At 58.6% G+C, this 22,624-nt stretch carries 29 protein-coding genes and 1 tRNA gene; 23 read left to right on the forward strand and 7 right to left on the reverse strand.

Features of this window, described 5'->3' with window-relative positions; translation table 11 throughout:
- Positions 1 to 171: 171 nt before the first annotated feature.
- The 9 genes from KGZ89_07520 (at position 172) to KGZ89_07560 (ending at position 6,532) form a co-directional block, all read left to right on the forward strand.
- Entirely contained in the window at positions 172 to 819 is a 648-nt protein-coding gene (locus KGZ89_07520) for a hypothetical protein (protein MBS3974696.1), read from the forward strand.
- Between the two features lie 54 nt (positions 820 to 873).
- The gene (locus tag KGZ89_07525) at positions 874 to 1,212 is read left to right on the forward strand and encodes a hypothetical protein (GenBank protein ID MBS3974697.1); all 339 of its coding nucleotides are present in this window, start codon (positions 874 to 876) and stop codon (positions 1,210 to 1,212) included.
- On the forward strand, positions 1,209 to 1,661 hold the full coding sequence (locus tag KGZ89_07530) for a hypothetical protein (protein ID MBS3974698.1): 453 nt from the start codon (positions 1,209 to 1,211) through the stop codon (positions 1,659 to 1,661). The genes KGZ89_07525 and KGZ89_07530 overlap by 4 nt, the downstream gene beginning before the upstream one ends.
- Before the next feature lie 134 nt (positions 1,662 to 1,795).
- Complete coding sequence (locus KGZ89_07535) at positions 1,796 to 3,064, forward strand: PLP-dependent aminotransferase family protein (GenBank protein MBS3974699.1); 1,269 nt, start codon at positions 1,796 to 1,798, stop codon at positions 3,062 to 3,064.
- A complete protein-coding gene (locus tag KGZ89_07540) occupies positions 3,061 to 4,026 on the forward strand; it encodes a D-alanine--D-alanine ligase (GenBank protein MBS3974700.1) in 966 nt (321 codons plus the stop codon). Before KGZ89_07535 ends, KGZ89_07540 begins: the two co-directional genes overlap by 4 nt.
- 104 nt (positions 4,027 to 4,130) lie before the next feature.
- Complete coding sequence (locus tag KGZ89_07545) at positions 4,131 to 4,628, forward strand: YtxH domain-containing protein (protein ID MBS3974701.1); 498 nt, start codon at positions 4,131 to 4,133, stop codon at positions 4,626 to 4,628.
- Positions 4,629 to 4,658: 30 nt separating this feature from the next.
- Entirely contained in the window at positions 4,659 to 5,375 is a 717-nt protein-coding gene (locus tag KGZ89_07550) for a PRC-barrel domain-containing protein (GenBank protein ID MBS3974702.1), read from the forward strand.
- Between the two features lie 6 nt (positions 5,376 to 5,381).
- Positions 5,382 to 6,035 (forward strand): GNAT family N-acetyltransferase, encoded by a 654-nt coding sequence (locus KGZ89_07555; protein MBS3974703.1) that lies wholly within the window; start codon positions 5,382 to 5,384, stop codon positions 6,033 to 6,035.
- Positions 6,032 to 6,532, forward strand: coding sequence for a YbaK/EbsC family protein (locus KGZ89_07560; GenBank protein ID MBS3974704.1), 501 nt, complete (start codon positions 6,032 to 6,034; stop codon positions 6,530 to 6,532). The genes KGZ89_07555 and KGZ89_07560 overlap by 4 nt, the downstream gene beginning before the upstream one ends.
- A gap of 140 nt (positions 6,533 to 6,672) precedes the next feature.
- Here the strand turns inward: KGZ89_07560 and KGZ89_07565 are convergent, their stop codons facing one another.
- The gene (locus KGZ89_07565) at positions 6,673 to 7,254 is read right to left on the reverse strand and encodes a 5-formyltetrahydrofolate cyclo-ligase (protein MBS3974705.1); all 582 of its coding nucleotides are present in this window, start codon (positions 7,252 to 7,254) and stop codon (positions 6,673 to 6,675) included.
- Positions 7,247 to 8,179 (reverse strand): HAD hydrolase family protein, encoded by a 933-nt coding sequence (locus KGZ89_07570; protein MBS3974706.1) that lies wholly within the window; start codon positions 8,177 to 8,179, stop codon positions 7,247 to 7,249. Before KGZ89_07570 ends, KGZ89_07565 begins: the two co-directional genes overlap by 8 nt.
- A 103-nt stretch (positions 8,180 to 8,282) precedes the next feature.
- Between KGZ89_07570 and KGZ89_07575 the strand changes: the two genes are divergently transcribed.
- Entirely contained in the window at positions 8,283 to 8,891 is a 609-nt protein-coding gene (locus KGZ89_07575) for a GNAT family N-acetyltransferase (protein MBS3974707.1), read from the forward strand.
- A gap of 51 nt (positions 8,892 to 8,942) precedes the next feature.
- Positions 8,943 to 9,569, forward strand: coding sequence for a phosphoribosyltransferase (locus KGZ89_07580; GenBank protein MBS3974708.1), 627 nt, complete (start codon positions 8,943 to 8,945; stop codon positions 9,567 to 9,569).
- 56 nt (positions 9,570 to 9,625) lie between these two features.
- On the opposite strand, the gene KGZ89_07585 is transcribed toward KGZ89_07580, so the two are convergent.
- A tRNA-Arg gene (locus KGZ89_07585) sits at positions 9,626 to 9,700 on the reverse strand.
- A 178-nt stretch (positions 9,701 to 9,878) separates the two neighbouring features.
- Between KGZ89_07585 and gdhA the strand changes: the two genes are divergently transcribed.
- On the forward strand, positions 9,879 to 11,240 hold the full coding sequence (gdhA, locus tag KGZ89_07590; protein ID MBS3974709.1) for an NADP-specific glutamate dehydrogenase: 1,362 nt from the start codon (positions 9,879 to 9,881) through the stop codon (positions 11,238 to 11,240).
- A 66-nt stretch (positions 11,241 to 11,306) separates the two neighbouring features.
- Here the strand turns inward: gdhA and KGZ89_07595 are convergent, their stop codons facing one another.
- The 3 genes from KGZ89_07595 to nikR all read right to left on the reverse strand — a co-directional run bounded on the left by KGZ89_07595 (position 11,307) and on the right by nikR (position 13,504).
- The gene (locus KGZ89_07595) at positions 11,307 to 11,945 is read right to left on the reverse strand and encodes a cytochrome b/b6 domain-containing protein (protein ID MBS3974710.1); all 639 of its coding nucleotides are present in this window, start codon (positions 11,943 to 11,945) and stop codon (positions 11,307 to 11,309) included.
- A 56-nt stretch (positions 11,946 to 12,001) separates the two neighbouring features.
- Positions 12,002 to 12,985 (reverse strand): 4Fe-4S dicluster domain-containing protein, encoded by a 984-nt coding sequence (locus tag KGZ89_07600; protein MBS3974711.1) that lies wholly within the window; start codon positions 12,983 to 12,985, stop codon positions 12,002 to 12,004.
- 99 nt (positions 12,986 to 13,084) lie between these two features.
- Positions 13,085 to 13,504, reverse strand: coding sequence for a nickel-responsive transcriptional regulator NikR (gene nikR / locus KGZ89_07605; GenBank protein ID MBS3974712.1), 420 nt, complete (start codon positions 13,502 to 13,504; stop codon positions 13,085 to 13,087).
- Between the two features lie 165 nt (positions 13,505 to 13,669).
- Between nikR and KGZ89_07610 the strand changes: the two genes are divergently transcribed.
- A complete protein-coding gene (locus KGZ89_07610) occupies positions 13,670 to 15,013 on the forward strand; it encodes an adenylosuccinate lyase (GenBank protein ID MBS3974713.1) in 1,344 nt (447 codons plus the stop codon).
- 37 nt (positions 15,014 to 15,050) lie between these two features.
- A complete protein-coding gene (gene hisF / locus KGZ89_07615; GenBank protein ID MBS3974714.1) occupies positions 15,051 to 15,830 on the forward strand; it encodes an imidazole glycerol phosphate synthase subunit HisF in 780 nt (259 codons plus the stop codon).
- A gap of 6 nt (positions 15,831 to 15,836) precedes the next feature.
- On the opposite strand, the gene KGZ89_07620 is transcribed toward hisF, so the two are convergent.
- Entirely contained in the window at positions 15,837 to 16,349 is a 513-nt protein-coding gene (locus tag KGZ89_07620) for a transcriptional regulator (protein MBS3974715.1), read from the reverse strand.
- Between the two features lie 177 nt (positions 16,350 to 16,526).
- On the opposite strand from KGZ89_07620, the gene KGZ89_07625 reads away from it, so the two are divergent.
- The 9 genes from KGZ89_07625 to KGZ89_07665 all read left to right on the forward strand — a co-directional run.
- Positions 16,527 to 17,099, forward strand: a complete 573-nt coding sequence (locus KGZ89_07625; GenBank protein ID MBS3974716.1) for a rubrerythrin family protein — start codon at positions 16,527 to 16,529, stop codon at positions 17,097 to 17,099.
- Positions 17,100 to 17,221: 122 nt separating this feature from the next.
- Complete coding sequence (locus tag KGZ89_07630) at positions 17,222 to 17,929, forward strand: response regulator transcription factor (GenBank protein ID MBS3974717.1); 708 nt, start codon at positions 17,222 to 17,224, stop codon at positions 17,927 to 17,929.
- Between the two features lie 4 nt (positions 17,930 to 17,933).
- On the forward strand, positions 17,934 to 19,346 hold the full coding sequence (locus KGZ89_07635; protein MBS3974718.1) for a HAMP domain-containing histidine kinase: 1,413 nt from the start codon (positions 17,934 to 17,936) through the stop codon (positions 19,344 to 19,346).
- A gap of 68 nt (positions 19,347 to 19,414) precedes the next feature.
- A complete protein-coding gene (locus tag KGZ89_07640; GenBank protein ID MBS3974719.1) occupies positions 19,415 to 19,624 on the forward strand; it encodes a hypothetical protein in 210 nt (69 codons plus the stop codon).
- 31 nt (positions 19,625 to 19,655) lie between these two features.
- A complete protein-coding gene (locus tag KGZ89_07645) occupies positions 19,656 to 20,549 on the forward strand; it encodes a phosphoribosylaminoimidazolesuccinocarboxamide synthase (protein ID MBS3974720.1) in 894 nt (297 codons plus the stop codon).
- A 5-nt stretch (positions 20,550 to 20,554) separates the two neighbouring features.
- A complete protein-coding gene (locus KGZ89_07650) occupies positions 20,555 to 20,971 on the forward strand; it encodes a hypothetical protein (protein MBS3974721.1) in 417 nt (138 codons plus the stop codon).
- A 2-nt stretch (positions 20,972 to 20,973) separates the two neighbouring features.
- A complete protein-coding gene (gene purS / locus KGZ89_07655; protein ID MBS3974722.1) occupies positions 20,974 to 21,207 on the forward strand; it encodes a phosphoribosylformylglycinamidine synthase subunit PurS in 234 nt (77 codons plus the stop codon).
- Positions 21,208 to 21,210: 3 nt separating this feature from the next.
- Positions 21,211 to 21,915: a phosphoribosylformylglycinamidine synthase subunit PurQ gene (gene purQ, locus KGZ89_07660; protein ID MBS3974723.1), complete on the forward strand. Its 705-nt coding sequence runs from the start codon at positions 21,211 to 21,213 to the stop codon at positions 21,913 to 21,915.
- A gap of 47 nt (positions 21,916 to 21,962) precedes the next feature.
- A partial coding sequence (locus tag KGZ89_07665) for a phosphoribosylformylglycinamidine synthase II (protein ID MBS3974724.1) occupies positions 21,963 to 22,624 on the forward strand: 662 nt, incomplete at its 3' end.

Here is a 22,624-nt window from a genome sequence, read left to right on the forward strand (position 1 = left end):
CCGTGTACTAGGAAAAACCAAGGTTCGTAGCCGAAAAGCATATTCGCTTCAGTTGGCTTGAAACGACGGCATCTGCCGCCGATTTCGCCGGATGCGGAGCAGCTTAACACCCCAAATTTTCACTGTCTCCCTGGCACTTTTGTGCCCCGGCCTGATGGCGTGCCGTCAGTAATGTACCCGGACCGGGAGGTCTATGTGAGTTTGAGAAAAGTAATAAGTATCGCTTTGGTCACAGTGACGCTAGGAGGAGTCCTGGCGTCGGTATCAAGCATCATGCTCGGCTTTGATTATGCCGAGCCTTTCGCAATTGCTTCGCCTGCGATTCGACCCGAGGGCACGCTAGGGATTGCCGAGATATCGGTCGAGCCCACTGCTCACGCTCCGGCGTCTGAGAAGGTGGCCCGGACAGATGAAAGATCTGCCGCAATCGTGACCCCTGTGAAAAGGCGGGCGGTGCCGATTCCCGTGGCTCCACCCAAGCCTCGCGCAAGCACCTCGCCTTCCGCGCAGAGCGCCTCCTCGGCGCAGAACACAGGGGGCTGGCGTTCGGCAAGAGCCACCTGGTATGGCCCTGGCTTTTACGGTCGCAGGACAGCCAACGGCACCGTGCTCACTAAAGACATGATGAACGTCGCTCACAGAACGCTGCCTTTTGGCACACGCATAGAATTCGAGTTTGAGGGCCGCAAGGCTGTAGCTGTTGTAAATGACCGCGGGCCGTTTACTCCTGGCAGAGTCTTCGATCTTGGCCCGGGCACCGCCAAGGCGCTTGGGTTTGGCGGAGTGCAGACTGTCAGGTATCGCATCTTGGGCAGGTAGACTGTATCCTCATCTTGAGAAGGTTCATGCCTGCGGCTTGGTGGAGGTGCGACCATGTCTAGCCCCGCGCCCGATAATGGCTCGAACAAAAAACCGATCATGGATTTGGTCATCGAACTACTGGAAGCCCTCGTCGATTGGCTCCGCTATGAAGTCGAGACAATCGTTCGTGAGAAGGTGGTGCTTCCGCTTCAGCGGCTTGGGATCACTCTTTTTGCCGCATCGGCCGCGTCTTGCCTGGCGGCTCTAGGCGCGACAGCTATCGCCGTTGGGGCGTTCATGCTTCTGGGTCAGGCGATAGGATACGCGTATGCGTTGCTTTTGATCGGTGCTGTGCTGCTGATAGGCTCTGTGGTGTTTCTGATCGTGAAGAAAAAGAACATGGTGAAATGACGGGCAGGGAGCCGAAAGACCACCCTTTTCTCGTCGAAGCTATTCGTGAGGTGCCAGGTGGCGTTGAAGTCCGGTTGCGTCTGACGGAGCCGTCTCTTCGGCGGACAAGCGCACTGCCCGGGATAGCCAATCGGCTTTTGGAGGCGCTGCCGGGGATCACGCGCCATCGGTGTGAGTCTGGGCGGCCGCGTGGAGTAATCGCCGAGATCGCTGATACAGAAAGCGCTCATCTGGTCGAGCACATTGCGCTGGAGCTCCTTGCGCGCGACGGCTTCCCGCGGACTATGGCGGGGCGTACAGATTGGGACTTCAGGCGTGACGGCAGGCTAGTGTACCGGGTGTTTCTCGGCTGCGAAAAAACCGAAGCGGCCTCCGATGCCCTGCATGAGGCATGCGCTCTCTTTGCGCGGTTGACCCGTGAGCGGGCCGAGTGCTACTCTACCGCCTAACCTTTCGCGTTAATGAAGGACTCATAATCCGCACAAAGGATGTGAGGGAAGAGGGCATCATAAGCCCGGCCACCTCGACCCCTCGCCCTATCGGCGGAAGGGGTCTTTTTGTTTCTTACATTGGAGTGAGAGCGATGGGTACCTCAAGGGTTGTGTTCGACAAGCTGCAAGGGCGTTATGCCCGGCGCATGGACGAGATGCGCAGTAGCGCTGTACGGGACCTGTTCGCCGCAGCTAGCAGGCCCGATGTGATCAGCCTTTCCGGCGGCATGCCCGAAGTCAGTCGGGTGCCAGCGCATACCGCTGCCGACGCGGCCTACAAGGCTGTGGCGCATCAGGGCGCCCGCGCGCTTCAATACGGCGGCAGCGAGGGCAGCATCGAGCTGAGAAGCATCATCATCGAGCTGATGGCCGAAACCGGCGTGCGCCTCAAAACCGATGATATCGTCGTTACCGCCGGCGCGCAGCAGGCACTCGATCTTCTCGGCAAGATATTTCTGGATCCCGGGGATGTTGTTATTGCCGAGGGCCCGACTTATCTCGGCGCTCTTCAGGCGTTTTCGGCATATGAGCCCGAGATCCGGTGTGTGCCGATGGACGATTGCGGCATGCGCATGGACCTGCTCGAAGCGGAGTTGCGAGCGCTCGGTCCGCGCGGGGCGAAGTTTATCTATACGATTCCTAACTTTCAAAATCCCGGCGGGGTCACGCTTGCCGCCGATCGCCGCCGCCGCCTGCTTGAGCTGTCGCGCGAGTACGATATCCCGATAATCGAAGACGATCCATACGGCAGGCTTCGCTTCGAAGGCGGGCACATAAAGCCGCTGCGAGCGCTCGATCCCGAGGTCATCTACCTCGGCACTTTTTCGAAGATATTCGCTCCCGGCCTAAGGTTGGGATGGGTGGTCGCGCCACATCCCGTTCTCGCGAAGCTTCTTATCGCGAAGCAAGCTGCGGATCTATGTGGGAGCGCTTTCGCTCAAACAACTGCGGAAGTGTATTTCCGCGGCACGCGATGGCGAAAGGTGGTTCAGGCCCTGACACGCGTTTATGCCGAGCGACGCGACGCCATGCTCGCCGCGCTCAGTGAGCACTTCCCAAAAGAGGCGAGATGGACATGCCCGGAAGGCGGATTTTTCGTCTGGGTCGAACTTCCGGCGTTCCTGGACACAGGAGTGATGCTTGCCGAGGCGGTCGAAAGAGGCGTGACTTTCGTGCCCGGCGATTCTTTCTTCCCCGACGGGCGAGGACGGAACTGCATGCGTCTGGCGTTTTGTTACGCTGAGCCTGAGCGGATCGAAGAAGGAATAAGGCGTCTTGCCGAGGTGCTCGAGGACCGCCTCGAGCTGTACCGCGCCTTCATGGCCGCTGGAGCTTTGCCTGCCGAGGAAGGAGCCGCATGAACAAAGAGAAGATAGCGGTATTGATGGGCGGTCGCTCTCTTGAGCGCGAAGTCTCGCTGAAAAGCGGCGAGCGCGTTTGTCAGGCGCTGGAGGACCTGGGCTACAAGGTCCTGCCTTTGGACCTGTCCCCGACTCTCGTGCAGACTTTGCGCTCCGAGCGGCCAGACGCGTGCTACATCGCGCTGCATGGCAGGTACGGCGAGGACGGAGCCATCCAGGAGCTGCTCGAGTTTCTCGGCGTTCCGTACACCGGACCGGGAGTAGTATCGAGTGTTCTGGCGTGGGACAAGCCGCTGGCAAAACGGCTCTTCGCCGAGCATGGCATTCCGACGCCTGCCTGGGTGAATTTGACGGCCGATGCATTCAAGCAGATGGGCGCGGCCTCGGCGCTTGATCTCGTGGTTGAAAGCACAGGGCCCTTCCCTCTGGCCGTCAAGCCGGCTAAACAAGGCTCGGCGCTTGGGCTGACCCGCGTCGATTCCGCGGATCGATTGGCGGAGGCACTGTTGACGGCGCTGAGCTACGACGACGCGGCGATGATAGAGAAGTGGGTAGAAGGCCGCATGGTCGCTGTTTCTGTGTTCGACGGCCCCGAAGGCCCACAGCCGCTGCCGCCGGTTGAGATATCGCCTAAAAGCGGTGTCTTCGACTTCGCTTCGATGTACACTGCGGGCGAGACGGATTATTTCGTGCCCGCCAGGCTGGACGAAGCGGTCATGTCAGAGGTGAAGAAGTGCGCCATCGCGGTTCACACTTTGCTGGAGTGCCGAGATGTTTCGCGCGTGGACATGATAGTGGATTCGGCCGGAGGGCTGCATGTTTTGGAGTGCAATACTTCGCCGGGGATGACGGAGACATCCTTGCTGCCTATGGCCGCACAGGCGGTGGGGCTGTCGCTGGCGGATGTAGTCGAAAAACTGGTTAGCTCGGCGCTGGCGCGAAGTGCTGGTAAAAATCAATAGGGGTATATATCCTAAAGACAGCTCCAATTGCTGTGGCAGCACTCTTAAGGCTTAGGGCGCTGTGGTAATAGTCGGTCAGACCTCAATGACGGAGGTGCGTGGAAATGTATGATTACAGACGTGGCGGTAGCGTAGTAGGGGCATTTTTGCTCGGCGGGCTTTGCGGAGCCGTGCTAGGGGTACTTTTTGCTCCGCGACCCGGCAAAGAAAGCAGAGAGATGCTTACTGATGCCGCCGAGAAGTACCTGGACGAAGGCAAGAGGCTTTGCGAGACCGGTAAGGACAAAGTGGCCTCGGTGTATGAGACTGGCCGTGAGGTAGTCGAAGAAAGGTCCGACGAGATCAGGATCAAGATCGAGCAGGCGCGCGATCGTCTCCGTGAGCAGGTCGAGAGTGTTTCCGATACAGCGCGGGAGAAGATGGTCGAGGTTGTTCCTGCGGCCAAAGAGGCTGCTCACAAGGCCGCCGAGGCGGTTAAGTCAGGTGCCGATATCGCGGAGAAGAGGGCGCAGGAGACTCTTGACCTGGTCGCTGAGAAAGCGGCCGCTGATCGCGATAAGCCCAAGCCTTCCGCCGGAGCAGGAGGCCTTCCCTCTCTGTAGCGCATGAGTGCGACTTCGCGTGCAACCCACATGCTTTCGGCTCATGACATAATCGAACTCCCGGTCGTGGATGCTCGCGACCGAGATGCCGGGATGGTGGAGCACGTGTTGTTCCACCCCCAAGCTCCAACGGTCGTCGGTTTTCAGATACGACCGCCTAGGTTGGCGCACCTTATCGCCAGGAAACCACGGTTTGTTCCCCTTGGGCAGGTGCAGATCCTGGAGGGTAGGCTCAGGTACACTTCGGCGAAACCGGATACAAGGCTCCAGGCCGAGAAAAAGCAAGGGTTTACCTGGGACGACAGTGTGGTTTGGCGCATGATGCCTGTAGTGAGCGAATCCGGACAAGCACTGGGCCTGGTCAAGGATGTCTTGTTCTCGGCGAGTGAAGGCAAGGTTCAAGAGGTCTTTCTTACCGGAGGGCTCGCGGCAGATATAGCGGTAGGTACGCAGCGGTTGTCTGGAGAGATGGTTATCGGATTTGATCGCGGAAAAGAGGCGATTGTCGCTAGAGATGTGGCGTTGTCCGTAGAACTCTCTGGCGGGGTTGCCGCAAAGTCGGGCAGAGCCGCGGCTGTGGCCAAGGTGACTGCCGGAAAAGTCGCGAGAAAGGCGGCAAAGACCGCTGTTGACCTCACCGACAAGGCCTCTAAGCATGATCTCGTCAAAGAGACGGTCAAGCGGGGATCGTCAGGATGGAAGGCCTTCCGGGACGGGTTCTCGGAAGGCATGCGGGAGAAGGACTGAGGTGGCGTGGGACTCAATCGCAGGCTGAGACCTTTGTCGGCCGCCAACATATCCAAGCTGCCCGAGTTTTGTCAGGGATGCGTTTTTTGGGAGAGTGCCGAGCCGTTGGAGGTTTTATGCGGCTCATCGTGCGATCCGGAAGCGGCGCGCCGCTGGTATCTTGACGTTTCAAGTGAGTGGGGCGAGTGCGGACGTATAGCGCTAGAGGGAGACGAGGCTCTCGGCTTTATCAAGTATGCGCCTTTCAGGTTTTTGCCGCAGTCAGCGAATCTGCCCGGCGCCTCGCCGAAAGATGATGATGTGTTGCTGGCATGCATGCACATCCGTAGCGAAGCGCGAAATCTCGGCCTTGGCACGCTGCTACTTCGCGCGGCCTTGAAAGACATAGCCTCTCGCGGCGAGCGGGCAGTTTATGCGTACGCCACAACCGATACGAGGCATCTGGAGAAGCAACCGATGATAAGTGCCAATTTTTTGCTCCATAATGGCTTTACGATCATGCATCCGCACCCGCACTATCCGCTGTTGCGGTTGGAGCTAAAATCATTGGCGCTTCTTACCGAAAACTTCGAATCGGTGTTGAGCTCCTTGAGAATTCCGTTGCGGCAAAGGATGCGGATGCCATCTCCGTCAATTGAGAGCAGAGGAATACAAGAATGACAGGTGAAGGCGTTGTGACGCGCGTCAACAAGAAAAACTCGGCGCGTCGCGTAAGGGATGTGCTTGAGTCGCTCGGCTTGGCCGATGAGATAGTCACTTTCGAGCAATCGACCAAAACCGCGCAGATGGCCGCCGACGCAATCGGTTGCGAGCTTGGCCAGATAGTAAAGACGATAGTTTTCGTGGCCGACGCCTCGCCGGTTGTTGTACTTGTGGCTGGAGACCGCCGAGGGGATACCGACGCGATAGCTGCCGAACTCGGCGCCGAAAGGATCAAGATGGCCGACGCCGATACGGTACGCGCGGCGACAGGTTACGCTATCGGCGGCGTCTCGCCGTTCGATTTGCCGGAAGACTTGCAGGTTCTTGTCGACGATTCGCTTGCCAGGTTCGATCTGCTGTATCCCGCTGCGGGCACTCCGCAGTCGATAGTCTGTTTGACGAGAGACTTGCTCCTGCAGGTCGTAAAGGGTCGGATAGCGAGAGTCGCGAGTTGATTTGCCGATGAAGATCGTTCCTGTGGCGCGCCCTGATGATCAGCGGCCAGCCCCACTCGTCATCATAACCGCGGTTGTGCTGATTGGCGCTCTGGCGGCGATAGCGATGGCGCCCTTTTACCGCGCCTAGACCATTCGCGCTAACGCCGGAGGGGGCCCCGCAGTATCACGCTCGGAGTGATCACGACATCGACGCGCTGGTCGTGGGCAAGCTCCGGCACCTTCTCGGTGATCTGGAAGTCAAACGCCAACGCGATACGATGCGCCAATGGAGTGGCCGCGAGCAGCCGGTCATAGTATCCGCCGCCCATCCCGATTCTCGCGCCGCGCGCATCGAAGGCTGTGCCGGGAACGATGATCAGGTCGAGTGAGTCCGGATCCATCCGGAGAGCGTCGGCTTCTGGCTGGCGAAGGCCGAAAGGGCCGCTTTCGAGTGAAACGTCGGCCTCGCACATGTGAAGCGTGAGGAACGTTTTGTCCTGGACTCTCGGCAGGCAGATCACGGCCCCTTGCAAGCGCAATGCATCAAGCAGAGGCTTCGGATCGAACTCCTCCGGTAAAGCAGCATAGCCCAGCACGTGGGTGGCGTTTGCGACTTCCGGCAGGTCAAGCGCACGCTCGACTATTTGCTCGGCGAGAAGCTGACGCTCCTCGCTCGTCACCTTCGCCCTTGCGGCCCGCATAAGCTGCCGCAGGCGAGTTTTCTCGAGAGCGTCATCCACGGCCGGCGGCCTTCAGCCACTCTAGCGCCATTTCCGCCCAGCCGTCGCCTCTTTCCTTGCGCGTCACCGCGATGTTGTCGCGTTTAGCGGTCGCCTCTCGCACAGATGTGTCCCGCAGGCCGTTGGCCACAATCACGCCCAGGCCGAGCACATCCGCCATCTCAGCGTCTGTCACCGAATCTCCCACGGACATGGCGGTCATTGGGTCGAGTTCTCGGCGCGCCGAATCAAGCTCTATCGCCAGGGCCTTGGTGACGCCTGACGGAATTAGGTGGTAGGCGTGTACCTCCTCGACGTCAACCAGGGTCGTCGCGATCGGGTGGATAATGCCGTTGTCGACGATGTCGATAGGCAAGTCTATCTCCGCCAGCACCTCGGCGGCCTCGAACACATCTATCGACCCCCTGAGGACGTGCGTCGCCTCACGGTTCAGATGATAAGGAGCGTGGTTTTCTATCTTGCCTGGAAACGCCGAGAAGAGCGCCTCAAGCGCGCCCGCCCGCTCGATTGCCTGAAACGGAGTTTCGTCCTCGCGTAAATCGCCTTGCTCCCAGGAGCCCGTGCAGTAGACCGGCTCAGCGCCCCTGTCAGCAACGATGACGCATCCTAGCTCGGCGATAAACCCTCGCCAGCCGCACAGACGCGCTATCTCTGCGATCTGGATGCGATTGCGGCCGGAGCACACCACAACTTCGAGATTCGCGCTGTTGATGCGGACGATGGCTTCGGCGGCCGTAAGCGACGGGCGAGAGTCCGCGCCCACAAGCAGCGAACCACCTTTTCCGAGAAGAGTTCCATCCAGATCGGTGTAGAGCAATCTGATCTCGGGAAGCCTCTCTGAAAAGAGCGGGTGTTCGTCAAGGTGAAGGAAGTTTCGGGACATGGTTCCTCGGCTGTAAGCATTGGGAATATCTTTATCGTGCACCTATTATATCGAAGCGCTTCGATGATGCGTGATTCGCGCGGAAACGGTATAAACTATAGGGGTAGTTGCTGTGTTGCGTTGACGGGACCCGAGCGAGGAAATCATGACAGTCGCAGATTTTGACATGCCGTATCCGCAGTATCATTGCCCATCCTGTGGCAAGGATCTTCCTTTGGGCGAGGCGCGCATGACGGTAATGTGCGCGGAGCACTTCTTCGGTGACAAGCTGGATTTTGCGGTTCGCGAGGCACTCCCTGCGGATCGTGCCGCGATAGAGGAGATTTGCGATCGGGCGCTTGGCGAGGTCGAGGTAGATGCCTTCGGGCGGACTTACGATGTGACCCAGGGAGCCAATCTCATCGCCGAGGTGGATGGCAAGCTTGGTGGACTGCTTTCGATGGCGATCGATCGGGGAGAGCTAGTGATCGTGCTGCTGTCGGTTTATCCGGAGCACCAGGGCCGCTCCTTGGGCTCCGCGTTGCTGAACGCGGCTATTTCATTTGCGAGCGCGCGGAGTCTACCCATCGTTCGCGTGGCCGTTTCCAACGACGACATTCCCCTGCTCTACTTTTACCAGCGCAACGGTTTTACCATCTACGATATCGCTGTAGGACGTCTCATTGACGAGTCAGGCACCTCGGTTGCAGGGTTTTCGGGAATTCTTTCGCGCGACGAGATACATCTGCGTAGGCCGGTTTGCGATAAACGCTAGAGCTAAACAAAGTCTTTCCGCAAAGAAATGACACAAGGCCAAGGGGGCGTAATGGTGTTTAGGGACAGGGTCGAGGCCGGGAACCTTCTGGCAGAGTCACTCGTTGATGTGATGCCCGATCGGGATAACGCCGTGGTGCTCGGAATCCCTCGAGGAGGCGTTATCGTGGCTGCGGAGATAGCGCGAAAGCTGGGCCTGTTACTGGGGGTGGTCGTCACTAACAAGATTCCAGCTCCGGGCAATCCCGAGTACGCCATAGGCGCTGTCGGCCCGGACGGAGTGGTGACACTCAACCTCAACTCCGGGTTTACCATGGAAGAAGTCGAGAGACTCGCAACTCCTGTTCGCGCCAAAGTGCAGAACCGCCGAGACAAATACAGCATGAGCCGCGATGCCGAAATCGATCCTCAGGGCAAGGATATTGTGCTCGTAGACGATGGTATCGCCACGGGACTTACGGCGTTTGCAGCCATCGATTACCTAAAGCGAAAATGGGCAAGGAACATCGTTGTTGCGGTTCCGGTGATAGCGGCGGACGCGGCGCAAGTGATACGCACTAAGGGTTGCCGCCTCGTGACCCTTGCGGAACCGCCGGTTTTTTATTCGGTCAGCCAGTTTTATCAAAGCTTCGATCAGGTAAGCGATGACGAGGTGCAAAAAGTGCTGGCAGCGGGTTAACCAGCGCGCGGCCGGTGGAGCTTTCCCTGACGGACTGCTCCCCAGAAGTCAGACTCTGGTGCCCCCGACAGGAATCGAACCTATATCCCACGCTTAGGAGGCGCGTGCACTATCCATTGTGCTACGGGGGCATTCAAGCCGGCAATCGGCCGAGTTGACTTTGGAGATTTTACCATCGGAAGTGCAGATGCCAACGAATAAATATTCAATATGGCAATGCTTTGAGCTTATACGGTACCATAGCGGGCACATTTCCAGGTCATGAACAGTTCGCCAATGGGCAGGCGAATGGAGAAGGAGGCGGCGCGCATGTCTGGTATCGCAAACGAGATCATCGAAGAGATCAGTAGCAAGAATCCGGGCGAACCGGAGTTCATTCAGGCTGTGGCAGAGGTTGTGGATTCTTGCGCGATGGTTCTTGAGCGGCATCCCGAGTATCGCAAAACACGCATGATTGAGCGAATGGCAGAGCCGGAGAGAGTCATTATCTTCAGGGTTCCCTGGCAAGACGACAACGGCGAGTTTCAGGTCAACCGCGGATACCGGGTTCAGTTCAACAGTGCTATCGGTCCTTACAAGGGCGGCTTGCGCTTTCATCCTTCCGTCAACCTTTCAGTACTGAAGTTCCTCGGCTTTGAGCAGATCTTCAAGAACGCATTGACGACACTGCCGATGGGCGGTGGCAAGGGCGGCGCAAACTTTGACCCGAAGGGCAAAAGCGACGGCGAGGTCATGCGCTTTTGTCAGAGCTTTATGAGTGAGCTCGCTCGTCATATCGGGCCCGACACGGACGTGCCTGCTGGCGATATCGGGGTGGGCGGACGAGAGATCGGTTACATGTTCGGTCAGTACAAGCGCCTCCGCAACGAATTCACGGGTGTGCTCACCGGCAAGAAGCTTGGTTGGGGCGGCTCGCTGATTCGGCCTGAGGCGACAGGATACGGCTTGATCTACTTCACGGCGGAGATGCTCGCCACTCGCAACGACACCTTGGAGGGCAAGACCTGCCTTGTGTCCGGCAGCGGCAACGTCGCGCAGTACGCGATCGAAAAGATCCTCGACCTTGGAGGCAAAGCCGTGACCGTCTCGGACTCCGGCGGGTTCATCTACGATGAGACCGGTATTGATCGCGCGAAACTGGCGTTCATCACCGAACTCAAGGAGGTGCGTCGCGGGCGTATCAGTGAGTACGCCGAGAAGTATCCCGAGGCGACCTACACCCCGCTCGATTCGAGCCTGGACTACAATCCGCTTTGGAATGTGAAGGCCGACTGCGCATTCCCGTGCGCCACTCAAAACGAGATCAACGCCAAAGACGCTGCAAACCTGATCGCCAACGGCGTGTTTGTGGTGGCCGAGGGCGCGAACATGCCCTCCGATCCCGAAGCGGTAGCCAACTTTGTCGAGGCCGGTATCTTGTACGGCCCAGGCAAGGCCGCCAACGCTGGAGGAGTTGCCACCTCCGGGCTCGAGATGAGCCAGAACAGCGTCAGGGTCGCCTGGTCGCGCGAGGAGGTCGACAGCCGCCTCAAGGGCATCATGCAGAGCATCCACTCCTCTTGCGTGGCCGCTGCCAACGAGTACGGAACTCCCGGTAACTATGTCAATGGCGCGAACATAGCGGGCTTCCTGAAGGTAGCCGATGCGATGAATGACCAGGGTCTGGTCTGACGCGCGCCTGACGCATCAGACCAGAGTGTGATTTGAGGTTTAGGTAGCGGTCCTGTTATGGGGCCGCTACCTTTTTTCGATCTCGCGATACCACAGTCCATGGCGCTCCTCGGCGTACTTGCGATCCACCGTGCCGTCGAGCATCGCCGGTAGCAGATTGCGGTTCGCTTTTATCGCAAACGCCGCGAAGTGTCCCAGCACGCCAAGTACGATGAGCATCGCCGAGGCGTTGTGAAGTGTTGTGGCCACAAATATAAGCGTGGGATCCATATCGATTCCGGGCAGGTTTTTCACGACCTTCACCAGGCCGGTGATCGTGACCATGAGCAGGTTACCGCCGATAAACGCATAAGCGAGGCGCTGCTCGGCAAGATATTTGTGCGAGACGGGCTCCTTGCCCCTGCCGAGCATCGCAGCGATGATCTTCGCGGACTCTCGGAAGTCGCCTCGCCTGGGAAGAATGGTGAACCTGCGTGTGGCGATGGTGGAGACGAGGTGCAAGATGATGGCGAAGACAAGGGCCGTGCCCGCTAGATAGTGCATGGTGAGTGTCAGGTGGTAATCCGCGGTCCAGGCCATGTAGGGCAGAGCGGCCAAGCCGTACCTCGCGTACATCGGCATTTGACCGAAGCCGGAGAAGATCAGCGCGAAGGTTGAGAGCGCCACAAGCCAGTGAACCAGCCGATTTTCCATCGACTGCCGCATGATGCGGTCTGGTCGTGAGCGGATCTTCCTGCTTGAGCTCGAATCTGCGCGCGAGGTCATTTCGTGCCGCCTTTCCATGCCTTGGAAGCCGCCCACGCGGCTGCGGCCACGCCTGCGATCGGAGCGATGATGTAACCGGCCGCTATGCCGTTAGCCGTGTCGAGGAAGTTCTCCACCCCAGGCTTCATTCCGGGTACGGTTTTACGCATCGGCTCGGGAAGCTCTTCCTTGCGCTTAGAGATCGCTTCGTCGATGCGCTCGAAGGGCACAGGGGAAACATAGAAGGTGGAGGTGCCTCCGTTTTCCGTGATGCCGTAGGTGTATCCGCCGATCTCGGCGGCGCGCTCCTCGGCGAGCTTGCTCATCTCCGTTTTGGGACCTGATTGCAAGGCGCCCGTCGGACAAGCCGACACGCATGCCGGCGGTTGGCCCTCTTCGAGCAAGTCGGCGCAAAGGTCGCACTTGTACATCACGCCGCCACCCATGAGACCCGGCACCAATTTCATGTAAAGTCCGACCCCTGCCTGGCGCTGCGGAATGGACCAGGCACAGACATCGCGACACTTCGCGCCGCCCATACAGCCGTCTTCGTTGATGACCACTGCGCCGTTGGCCTGCTTTTCCTTCACGCTGAACGGGCACAAGTTGGCGCAGGGCGGATTGTCGCAATGCATACACCTGCGAGGTATGTGGAGCGCGTTCCCATCGACCTCTACGGTCTCGATGAATGACCAGTTGTAGGGTGTGAGCCGGTCGGTCAGATCACGCTTGTCCGACCAGTCTTCGTGAGTGCCGGTGGGCCAGTTATCGGGTATGTTGTCGACCGGCTCAGGGAAGCGAGCCGCGTTTTTGCTCCTGCACGCATCGGTGCATACGCCGCATCCGATGCACTTGCTGATATCGATGAAGGTACCGATCTGCTCGACATCAGCGCTGTCATACGCGAGCGCCTCTTTGGGTAGCGCCAGCGTTGTTGCGCCGGCCGCTCCAGCTGCGGCAAAGCGGGCCAGAAACTCCCGTCTGCTCATTTGATCATCCATTGTTGCCTGCTTCCTCGTACGCCCGCGCTTTGTGCGTAGCAGCGGTAAACCGTTATGGGAAGCATTCTAGAATACCCCTGGGGGTATGTCAATCAGGGATTACGAAATCCCTTCACCAGCGGTGGTGGCGACAAACTTGCCATGTTTCACGCCCTTTGTGCCGATAAGCTCGCTTGCGATTCGCCCGAGCTTCTGGACCTGGCCGCGCAGAACCACGACTTCAAGACAGTGGTGGGCATCCAGGTGCACGTGCAGCGAGGAGACGATCGCATCGTGGTGATTGTGCTGCTGCTCGGTGAGCTTGTCGGCAAGATCGGTCGAATGATGGTCGTAGACCAGCGTGACCGTGCCCACAGCCCAGCTCTCGTCATTGCGCCACTCCTCTTCCACTAGCGCGTTTCGGATAAGGTCGCGTATCGCCTCCGAGCGGTTGACGTAGCCCTTCTCGGCGATCAGCGCGTCGAAGCGGGCGAGCAGATGTTCATCGATGGAGGTTCCGAATCTGATGATTTGCGACAACGCTTTTACCTCCCCAAGATCGTTTAGTTTATGAGTCTACACAAGCATGTTACATCCTGCAGCATGTATGCGTGACCCCGAGGGCTCCTTTGAGTGATAATGTGAGCGCGAGATGACTCTTCATGTCGCCTGTCAATTGTGCCAACAAGCTGGAGGTCCCGACTGATGATTCCACGGTATTCGCGCCCCAAGATGGCCCGAATCTGGTCGCCTGAGAACAAGTTTGAGATTTGGCGGGAGATCGAGATTCTCGCCTGCGAGGCGCAGGTCGTTCTCGGCCAAATCGGTATTACCGCCGAGGAGGCCGCTCACATCCGGGCCACGGCGTCCTTCGACATTTCGCGTATCGACGAGATTGAGCGCGAGACCAACCACGATGTCATCGCGTTTCTCACCAACCTCGCCGAGAATATCGATGCCGCTGTTCCAGAGGGTCAACCGAAGCCTAGTCGATGGGTGCATTACGGCATGACCTCTTCGGATCTGGGCGATACGGCGTTGTGCTATCAGATGACGCAGGCTTTGGATGTTCTCATCGAAGATGTGCGCGCTATCGGCCGGATTTGCAAACGCCGGGCCGAAGAGACTCGCGACATGCTCTGCGTTGGCCGTACACACGGCATTCACGCCGAGCCGATGACCATGGGGATGAAGTTCGGGCGTTGGGCCTGGGCGATGAAGCGTTCCGAGGAGCGCCTGCTTCGCACCCGGGAGGCCGTTGCGTATGGGGCGATCTCCGGAGCGGTCGGCAGCTACAGCAACATCGATCCTTTCGTCGAGCGGTACGTCTGCGAGCACCTCGGCCTGAAGCCGGAGCCGCTGTCGACTCAGGTAGTGCCACGCGACAGGCACGCGCAGTATCTCGCAGTGATGGCTACAGTGGCTGCCGTAGTCGAGGATATCGCCACGGAGGTACGCGCCCTTCAGCGCACAGACACCCTTGAGGTCGAAGAGCCGTTTACGACAGGCCAGAAGGGCTCCTCGGCGATGCCGCATAAGCGCAACCCTATTACCGCCGAGAGAGTATGCGGCCTTGCGCGCGTCGTGAAGGCCAACGCCCAGGTCGGTTTTGACAACGTCGCGCTTTGGCACGAGCGTGATATCTCGCATTCGAGCGCGGAGCGAGTGGTGCTCGCTGATTCCGCGATCGCGCTGGATTACCTGCTCTCCAAGGTGGAGTGGATCCTCGATGGGCTCGTGCTGTATCCGGCGCGTATGTCGGCGAATCTCGAGGCGACTCGCGGGCTGATCTACTCCAGCCGGGTGCTGCTGAGGCTTGTCGACAGCGGGATGACGCGGGAAGAGGCCTACGCGGTGGTGCAGCGAAACGCGATGAGCGTGTGGGCGGACATCCAGGAAGCGCGCGGCGGCCTAAGTTTGCGGCAAAGGATCGAAGCGGATTTGCCGGGAGTTTTCACAGACGCCGAGATGGACGAGATCTTCGATCCGCACGCTTTCCTTTCACGCACCGGCGAGCTGTTCGACCGGCTGGAAAGTTGTGAGTTTTAGAAGACCCTCTATCTCGGGAGAACAGGAGGTTTGTCGAGTGGAACCTGTCAAGATCGTTCCTTGCCTGGACATGAAGGACGGCCGTGTGGTGAAAGGGGTTCACTTCGTCGATTTGCGTGACGCCGGCGATCCGGTTGAAAACGCCGCGCACTACCGCGAAGCGGGCGCCGACGAGGTTGCCATGCTGGATATCGCCGCTACTGTCGAAGGCCGCAAGACACGTTTGGCGTGGGCGCGCGAGGTGGCGCAGGCGTTAGGCGACACTCCCCTGATCGTTGGCGGAGGCATTAATGAGCTCGCCGACATGGAGGCGCTTTTCTCGGCGGGCGTGTCCAGGATTTCGATGAACAGCGCCGCAGTCGCACGGCCTGAGCTTATCAGTGAAGCGGCGGCGGAATTCGGTAGCGCCCGGGTGATAGTTGCGATCGACGGAAAGCGGAACTCGGCGATGCCTTCGGGCTTCGAGGTCGTGGTCAGTGGAGGTCAGAGGCCGACCGGCATCGATTGCGTGCAATGGGCGCGCCGATGTGAGGAGTTAGGCGCTGGCGAGATCCTTCCCACAAGCATGGACGGTGATGGCACTCTGGCAGGCTATGACATCCCCTTTACGCGCGCGATGGCCGAAGCGGTGTCCTCGCCCGTGATCGCCTCGGGCGGCGCAGGCACACTCGAGCACTTCTATGAGGGAGTGACTCAGGGCAAGGCGAGCGCGCTTTTGGCGGCCTCGGTCTTTCATTTCAGGACCTTTTCCGTTGGAGAGGTCAAAGAGTACCTGGCCGAGCGGGGCATTCCGATAATCGCTACCGCAAGGCGGTAGTCGCCATCACAAGGCTGTGATCGTTATATCCACGTTCGTATCGGTGGCCGCCTTGCGAAGTTTCTCTGTCCAGGCGCCTTCCTCCAGATCACACGGTACCTCCACCGTAGCTATCATGCTGAAAAGCGGCATGCCGCTTACAGCGGCCGGAGACACAAAGGTATCCATAGTCTCTATGTTTATCCCAAAGTGGGCGAGATTAGCTGCGATCTCATGAACGATGCCTTCGTGGTCCGCGCCTTGCACGATGACCTGGTACGGGACCCTCAGCCCGGAAGCCGAATCCTGAAGCGGCTCGGTTGTCGTCGCGGTCACCTGGTAGCCCGTTTTGGCGAGGCGCTCCACGATTGAAGCCAGTGCGTCGACAGTTCTTTCGGGAACGCTGACCAACATCAGCATCGCGAACTCGCCACCCAGGCGCGTCATCTTTGAGGTTTCGATGTTTGCGCCCAGCTCCAATAGAGCGGCTGTGGTCTCTTCGACTACACCAACACGCTCCTTGCCAGTTAACGTCAACACAAAGCTCTTATGCACTACGATACCCCCTGTTTGTGACAACGCCCATTATCGCACAAAAGCTCGCGGCGAGACGCTCGGCCTTATCGCTGCCCGGTGTTTTTGTTAGACTAGGCACCTGACGCCTTGCGGCCAAAGCAGGTGTCCAGTCCTGCCCCGACTATGAAAGTGAGGATTCACATGAGCATTAAGGGTACCCGTACCGAGCAAAACCTGCTGAAAGCTTTCGCAGGAGAGTCACAGGCCCGTAACCGCTACACCTACTACGCCTCGATCGCCAAAAATGAGGGCTTCGAGCAGATCGCTACCTTGTTCACCGAGACTGCCGAGAACGAAAAAGAGCATGCGAAGGTCTTCTACAAGTTCCTCGAAGGCGGGGAAGTCGAGATAACCGCTGGATACCCGGCGGGAACACTTGGGACGACCGCCGATAACCTGTTGCACGCGGCAGAAGGCGAGCTTATGGAGTGGGGCACCCTGTACCCGGATTTCGCTGATATCGCGGAAGCTGAGGGGTTCCCCAAGGTCGCAGAGGCATTTCGCGAGATCGCCAAGGTAGAGGCGTTTCACGAGGCACGCTATCGTAAACTGCTCGAAAACGTGACCGAAAACAGGGTGTTCGATAGGCCGTCTGCCTCGAAGTGGCACTGCAGAAACTGTGGCTACGTTTTCGAGGGAGAATCCGCTCCCGATATATGTCCGGCCTGCGTGCATCCCCGGAAGTACTACGAGCTGTTGGCGGAAAACTACTGATTGATAGGGCGCGATCGATCTGAGCTGTGGGATGTGGCCGTTGTTCAAGCACCGTCTTTGCTGGCATAACTCTCGCTTGTGTGTGACTGAGGCCCCAGATGATGGGAGCCGGTTAGGAGTCGGTGATGAACGCTAGTCGGCGCATTTTGGTCGTTGAAGACGAGAAGGTCATCCGTGATGCGGTAACCGCCTACCTCGAAAAGGAGGGCCATTGGGTCACGGCCGTCGCTGACGGAGAGGAAGCTATTGCAACCTTTTTGAAGCGTGGCTTTGACCTGGTGGTTCTTGATCTGATGTTGCCAAAGATCAGCGGCGAGGATGTATGTCGCGCGATCAGGGACGTCTCTGACGCCCCCATCATCATGTTGACCGCTAAAGGCGAGGAAGAGGATCGCATCACGGGGCTTGCGATCGGCGCCGATGACTATCTCGTCAAGCCGTTTTCCCCTCGCGAGCTTGTTGCCAGAGTGCGGGCGCTTTTGCGCAGGGCGCATGTGACAGACGAGCCACAGCGCGATCGACTGGTATTCGGACACTTGGAGATCGACGTGGCGGGACACAAGGCGTTTCTCTCGGGAGAAGAGATCGATCTGACCGCCACCGAGTTCAAGCTGCTGTTGACGCTATCCAGATATCCGGGCAGGGTCTATGCGCGCCTGGAGCTGGTGGAGAAGGTGCTCGGCTGGAACTTCGACAGATACGAGCGCGTAATTGACAGTCACGTCAAGAACCTGCGAGCCAAGCTGAAGGACGACCCGAGGTCTCCGACCTTTATCTACACGGTTCACGGTGTGGGCTATCGCTTCGAATCGCCGCTTTCGGAGGAGTGACAGTATGCGCGCGGTTTTTGCGCATAAGATGCAAAAAAACGGAAAGCGGTACACCAGTCTGACTATGCGTTTCGCATTTGCGGCTGCTGCTGTTGCGGCTTTGACGATGGCACTTGCCGCTACCATCCTGTACTTTACCTGGGCGCAGCAGTTCGATGCGTATATCCGGGAAGGATTGCAGCACACTGCCAGCGGCGCCGCCACTATGCTCTCGCATAGCTACGAGGCAAATGGAGGTTGGACCGCGCAATCATTTATGCGTCTTCCGCGCTACGGGATACTTTCAGGATTAGGTCTTCAGGTTATCGATTCTAACGGTAACATCATCTACGATGACTCCTTTGCGACCGGCGCTACTAGTCACATCATTGGATCTCCCGCTGGTGTCACCCAGCCTGCTGGCGGGGTAGTTATTGCTCCTGTGGTCGCAGGCCAAGCCATGGTGGGTTACGTTAGAGTTTGGCCGCTCTCTCCCCAAGGGCTTATTACCGAAAACGACACTCGCTTTAGGGAGTCGAGCATCATTGCGATGGGCATCGCTGCGTTGATATCGGTAGGCGCCGCATCGCTTGCGGGGATGGGCTTCGCCATGACATTCGTGCGCCCTATCGACAGGATCATTGAGACCGCTGACGCCCTGCGCTCGGGCAACGAGGCCGCGCGCACCGGACTCTACGCGGATGACACTATCGGGGTTCTCGGCAGGACGCTCGACGACATGGCCGATGCGATTCAGGCCGACAGGAACCTGGAGCGACGACTTACTGCTGATGTCGCCCACGAGCTGCGGACTCCCCTTCAGGCGATACAGGCGACCGTCGAGGCTATGCAAGATGGCGTATATCCGGTGGATTGCGAGCATCTGGAGATCGTTCGCAACGAGACAGTGAGGCTGTCTCGGCTTGCCAGTGGCATACTCGAGCTGACCAGGCTTGAGTGCGGGAGCATGCAGATGAACCTGGTTAGACTCGATCCCGCCGATGTCGTAAGAGAGGCGGTAGACACCTACTCGATACTTTTCGAAGTAGCCGATATAAGGGTCGATGTGTTGATGGCGCAAGGACTTGCCATCAAGGCCGACAAGGACCGCTTGGTGCAGGCAGTAGGCAATCTGCTCTCGAACGCCGCGAGGTACGCTTCTGCCGGAAGTCGGGTCACGGTCACGCTTCGCTCCGAGGGAGGAAGCGTCGTGATCGAAGTCGCTGACACGGGGATCGGAATCGCCGAGAAAGACCTGGGGCAGGTTTTCTCCCGCTTCTGGAGGGCTGATGGAGCGCGTGATCGCGAGAGCGGGGGACTCGGAATCGGTCTTGCCATCGTCAAGGAGATAGTCGACCGCCACTCCGGTAACGTCAGTGTGACTTCAAAAGTTGGCGAAGGCTCGGTTTTCACCATCAAGATACCACTGGCTTCGTGATAAACAGGCCAAAGTAGTGGTATCTTTGCCTTACTCCACGGGCTTTCCGGAAGTTAGGACGGAATCTTATGGCGACCGATTTCCAGTTGGTAAACAACATGCTTATTATCGGCGGTACTGTATTATTCGTGGGCATTGTGTTTCAAGTGCTTGTTGGCAAGCGAGTAATCAAGTTTCAGGGCAAGGCGCACATGAAGGTTCACCGTTTGGTTGGTTATCTTCTGGTCGTCGGCGCCGTCGCGCACGGATCACTTGCGATTATTAGCAGAGTCGGCTGAGCAGAAGCCAGAAAGCGAGGACTTGTCGGTCATGCGGGACCTTCGTTCGGAGATTCGTCCGGATTTCCAGGGTAAGGTCAGGGACATCTACGACGTCGGGGACCACTTGTTGATGGTGGCAAGCGATCGAATCAGCGTTTTTGACGTGGTGTTCCCGGAGGCCGTCCCATATAAAGGTCAGGTTTTGACGGGATTGTCGCTCTACTGGTTCGAGGTTTTGGGCGATGTCGTTGGCAATCACTTCATCTCGGCGGACGTAGCCGATCTTCCCTCGCGGTTTACTCCATACGCCGATTACCTGCGCGGTCGCTTCATGTTGGTGAAAAAGGCCAGCGTCTTTCCCGTAGAGTGCATTGTGCGCGGCTATCTGGCCGGTTCGGGCTGGAGCGAGTATGTTCGCACCGGCGCGGTGTGCGGCATCGAGCTGCAACCGGGGCTTGAAGAGTCGGCCCGCCTGGAGGCCCCGATCTTCACTCCCACTACCAAGGCGAAAATCGGTCAACACGACGAAAACATAAGCTATGATCGCATGGTTGATATCATCGGCAATCAAAATGCCGAGGAGATCAGACGTCTCTCGCTTGCCCTCTACGCGGCCGCGCACGAACACGCCGTTGGAAAAGGGGTTATTATTGCTGACACAAAGTTCGAATTTGGGGTCGTAGACGGTCACATCGTTTTGGTCGATGAAGCGCTGACGCCGGATTCGAGCAGGTTTTGGCCTGCCGATGAGTACATGCCAGGCCGGATGCAGGCTAGCTTTGACAAGCAGTATGTAAGGGACTGGCTCGATAGTGCAGGCTGGGATCGGCAATCAGAACCGCCGCCGCTTCCGCAAGAAGTCATCCTCGGCACCTCGGAGCGGTACATTCAGGCGTACGAGCTCATAACGGGTCGCGAGTTCGCCAAAGAAAGGGATCGATAGAGCAGATGGCTCGAAGGAGCGCAACCAATCAAAGGTACCAAAAGGACGCAGGCGGCAGCACTCGCAAGAGCGCCGCTAGCGCCAAACCCAAGCGCGGGGCCGGTGAGTCCGTGGCCTCGGCGGCGAAGAAGAAGACCCGCCGAAAGGACCGGCCTAAGCTTCAGCTGAATCCCGACACTCCGGAGTTCAAGTACTGGCGCAAGATATGGATGGGACTGCTTCTCTCGGCGGTTGTGACGTCGATTGGCGCTTTTGCGCTTAGGGAGTCTCCGCCTTGGGGTAACATCTCGCTGGTCATAGCATACGCATGTTTGTTCGGGGCGTTTTTCGTCGACATGGTGAAGATCCGCAAGATCCGCAAGGAGTGGCGAACCGCTCAAAAAAAGGAAAGCGACAGCAAGACCTCGAAAGGCAAGGGGTGAATATGGCGCGTCATGATATTTTCGTGACTTACAAAGACGGCATCTTCGATCCGGCCGGCGCCGCCGCCAAGCGGGCGCTGGAAAACCTTGGGTATCCCGTGAAAGAGGTTCGTATCGGCAAGTTCATCCAGATCGAAAGCGATGCTGATCTCGAAGGAGTGACCGAGATGTGCGAGAAGCTCCTTGCCAATCCAGTGATCGAGGATTTCCGTATCGAGAGCGTCGAGGAGGCATAGGTGATGCGCTTCGGCGTTGTGGTGTTTCCGGGCTCCAACTGCGAACAGGATGTAGCGCATGCCGTTCGGCACCTGGGCTTTGACGCGGGCTACCTCTGGCACAAGGACACTGATATCTCCGGCTTCGACGCGATCATTCTTCCGGGCGGTTTTTCCTACGGCGATTACTTGCGTTGCGGTGCCATAGCACGATTCAGTCCGGTGATGGACGAGGTAGCGCGCTTTGCCGCCCGGGGCGGTCCCGTTTTGGGCATCTGCAACGGATTCCAGATACTCGCCGAGGCCCACTTGTTGCCCGGCGCACTGCTACGCAACACAGGACTCAAGTTCATCTGCAAGACAGTTCATCTGCGAGCCGAGAAAAGCGTCTGCCAATGGGTTGACGTGCCCGAGGGCACGGTCTTGCGGATTCCGGTGAACCACAACGAAGGCAACTTCATCTGCGATCCGCAGACTCTTGCGCGCCTGCAAGATGGCGAGCAGGTGGTACTACGCTACTGCGAGCCGGACGGCTCCCGGCTTTCGCCGGGCTCGGCCCCAAACGGCGCGATCGACGATATCGCGGGGATCTGCAACGAGCGCGGCAACGTCTTCGGACTCATGCCGCATCCCGAGCGAGCGGTAGACCCGCTATCCGGCACCGGGGACGGCGCGAGCTTCTTCTCGGCGATCGTAGGGCGGATGGCCCGGATTCAGGAATCGGTGTGACAGCGCCGGAGTTGACAACCCGTTTTTGTTTACAGGAGCCATAATCTATGCACGAGGACATCTCAAACGATCTTGCAGCAAGACTTGCCGAGGAGCTCGGCTTGAAATCCCACGAGTTCGAGCGGATTGTGGACTTGCTCGGCCGCACTCCGAGTGTTACCGAGTTATACATGTACTCGCTGATGTGGTCGGAGCATTGCAGTTACAAGCATTCGCGCACCGCGCTCAGGATGTTCTCTTCGCAGGGGCCGCATGTGCTGCAGGGACCCGGCGAAAACGCCGGAGTCATCAGCGTTGGTGACGGCTGGGCTGTCGCCTTCAAGATGGAATCACACAATCACCCCAGCGCCATCGAGCCCTACCAGGGAGCGGCCACGGGAGTCGGAGGCATCATCCGCGACATCTTCACGATGGGCGCGCGGCCGATCGCCATCTTGAACTCCTTGCGATTCGGCACGCTGGATAAACCCAGGCAGCGCTATCTTTTTGAGGGAGCGGTCGCGGGTATCGGCGGTTACGGGAACTGCCTCGGAGTGCCTACAGTGGGTGGAGAGGTCTACTTCGAGGAGGCGTATGAGGGTAACTGCCTGATCAACGCGATGGGCATCGGCCTGATGCGCGAGGAGCGGCTGACGCGGGCGGCAGCGGCGGGAGCGGGTAACCTGCTGCTGCTTATCGGCTCGACGACCGGCCGAGACGGGATCGGCGG

This window comes from Actinomycetota bacterium, from assembly GCA_018334075.1.
Lineage (GTDB): Bacteria > Actinomycetota > Coriobacteriia > Anaerosomatales > UBA912 > JAGXSC01.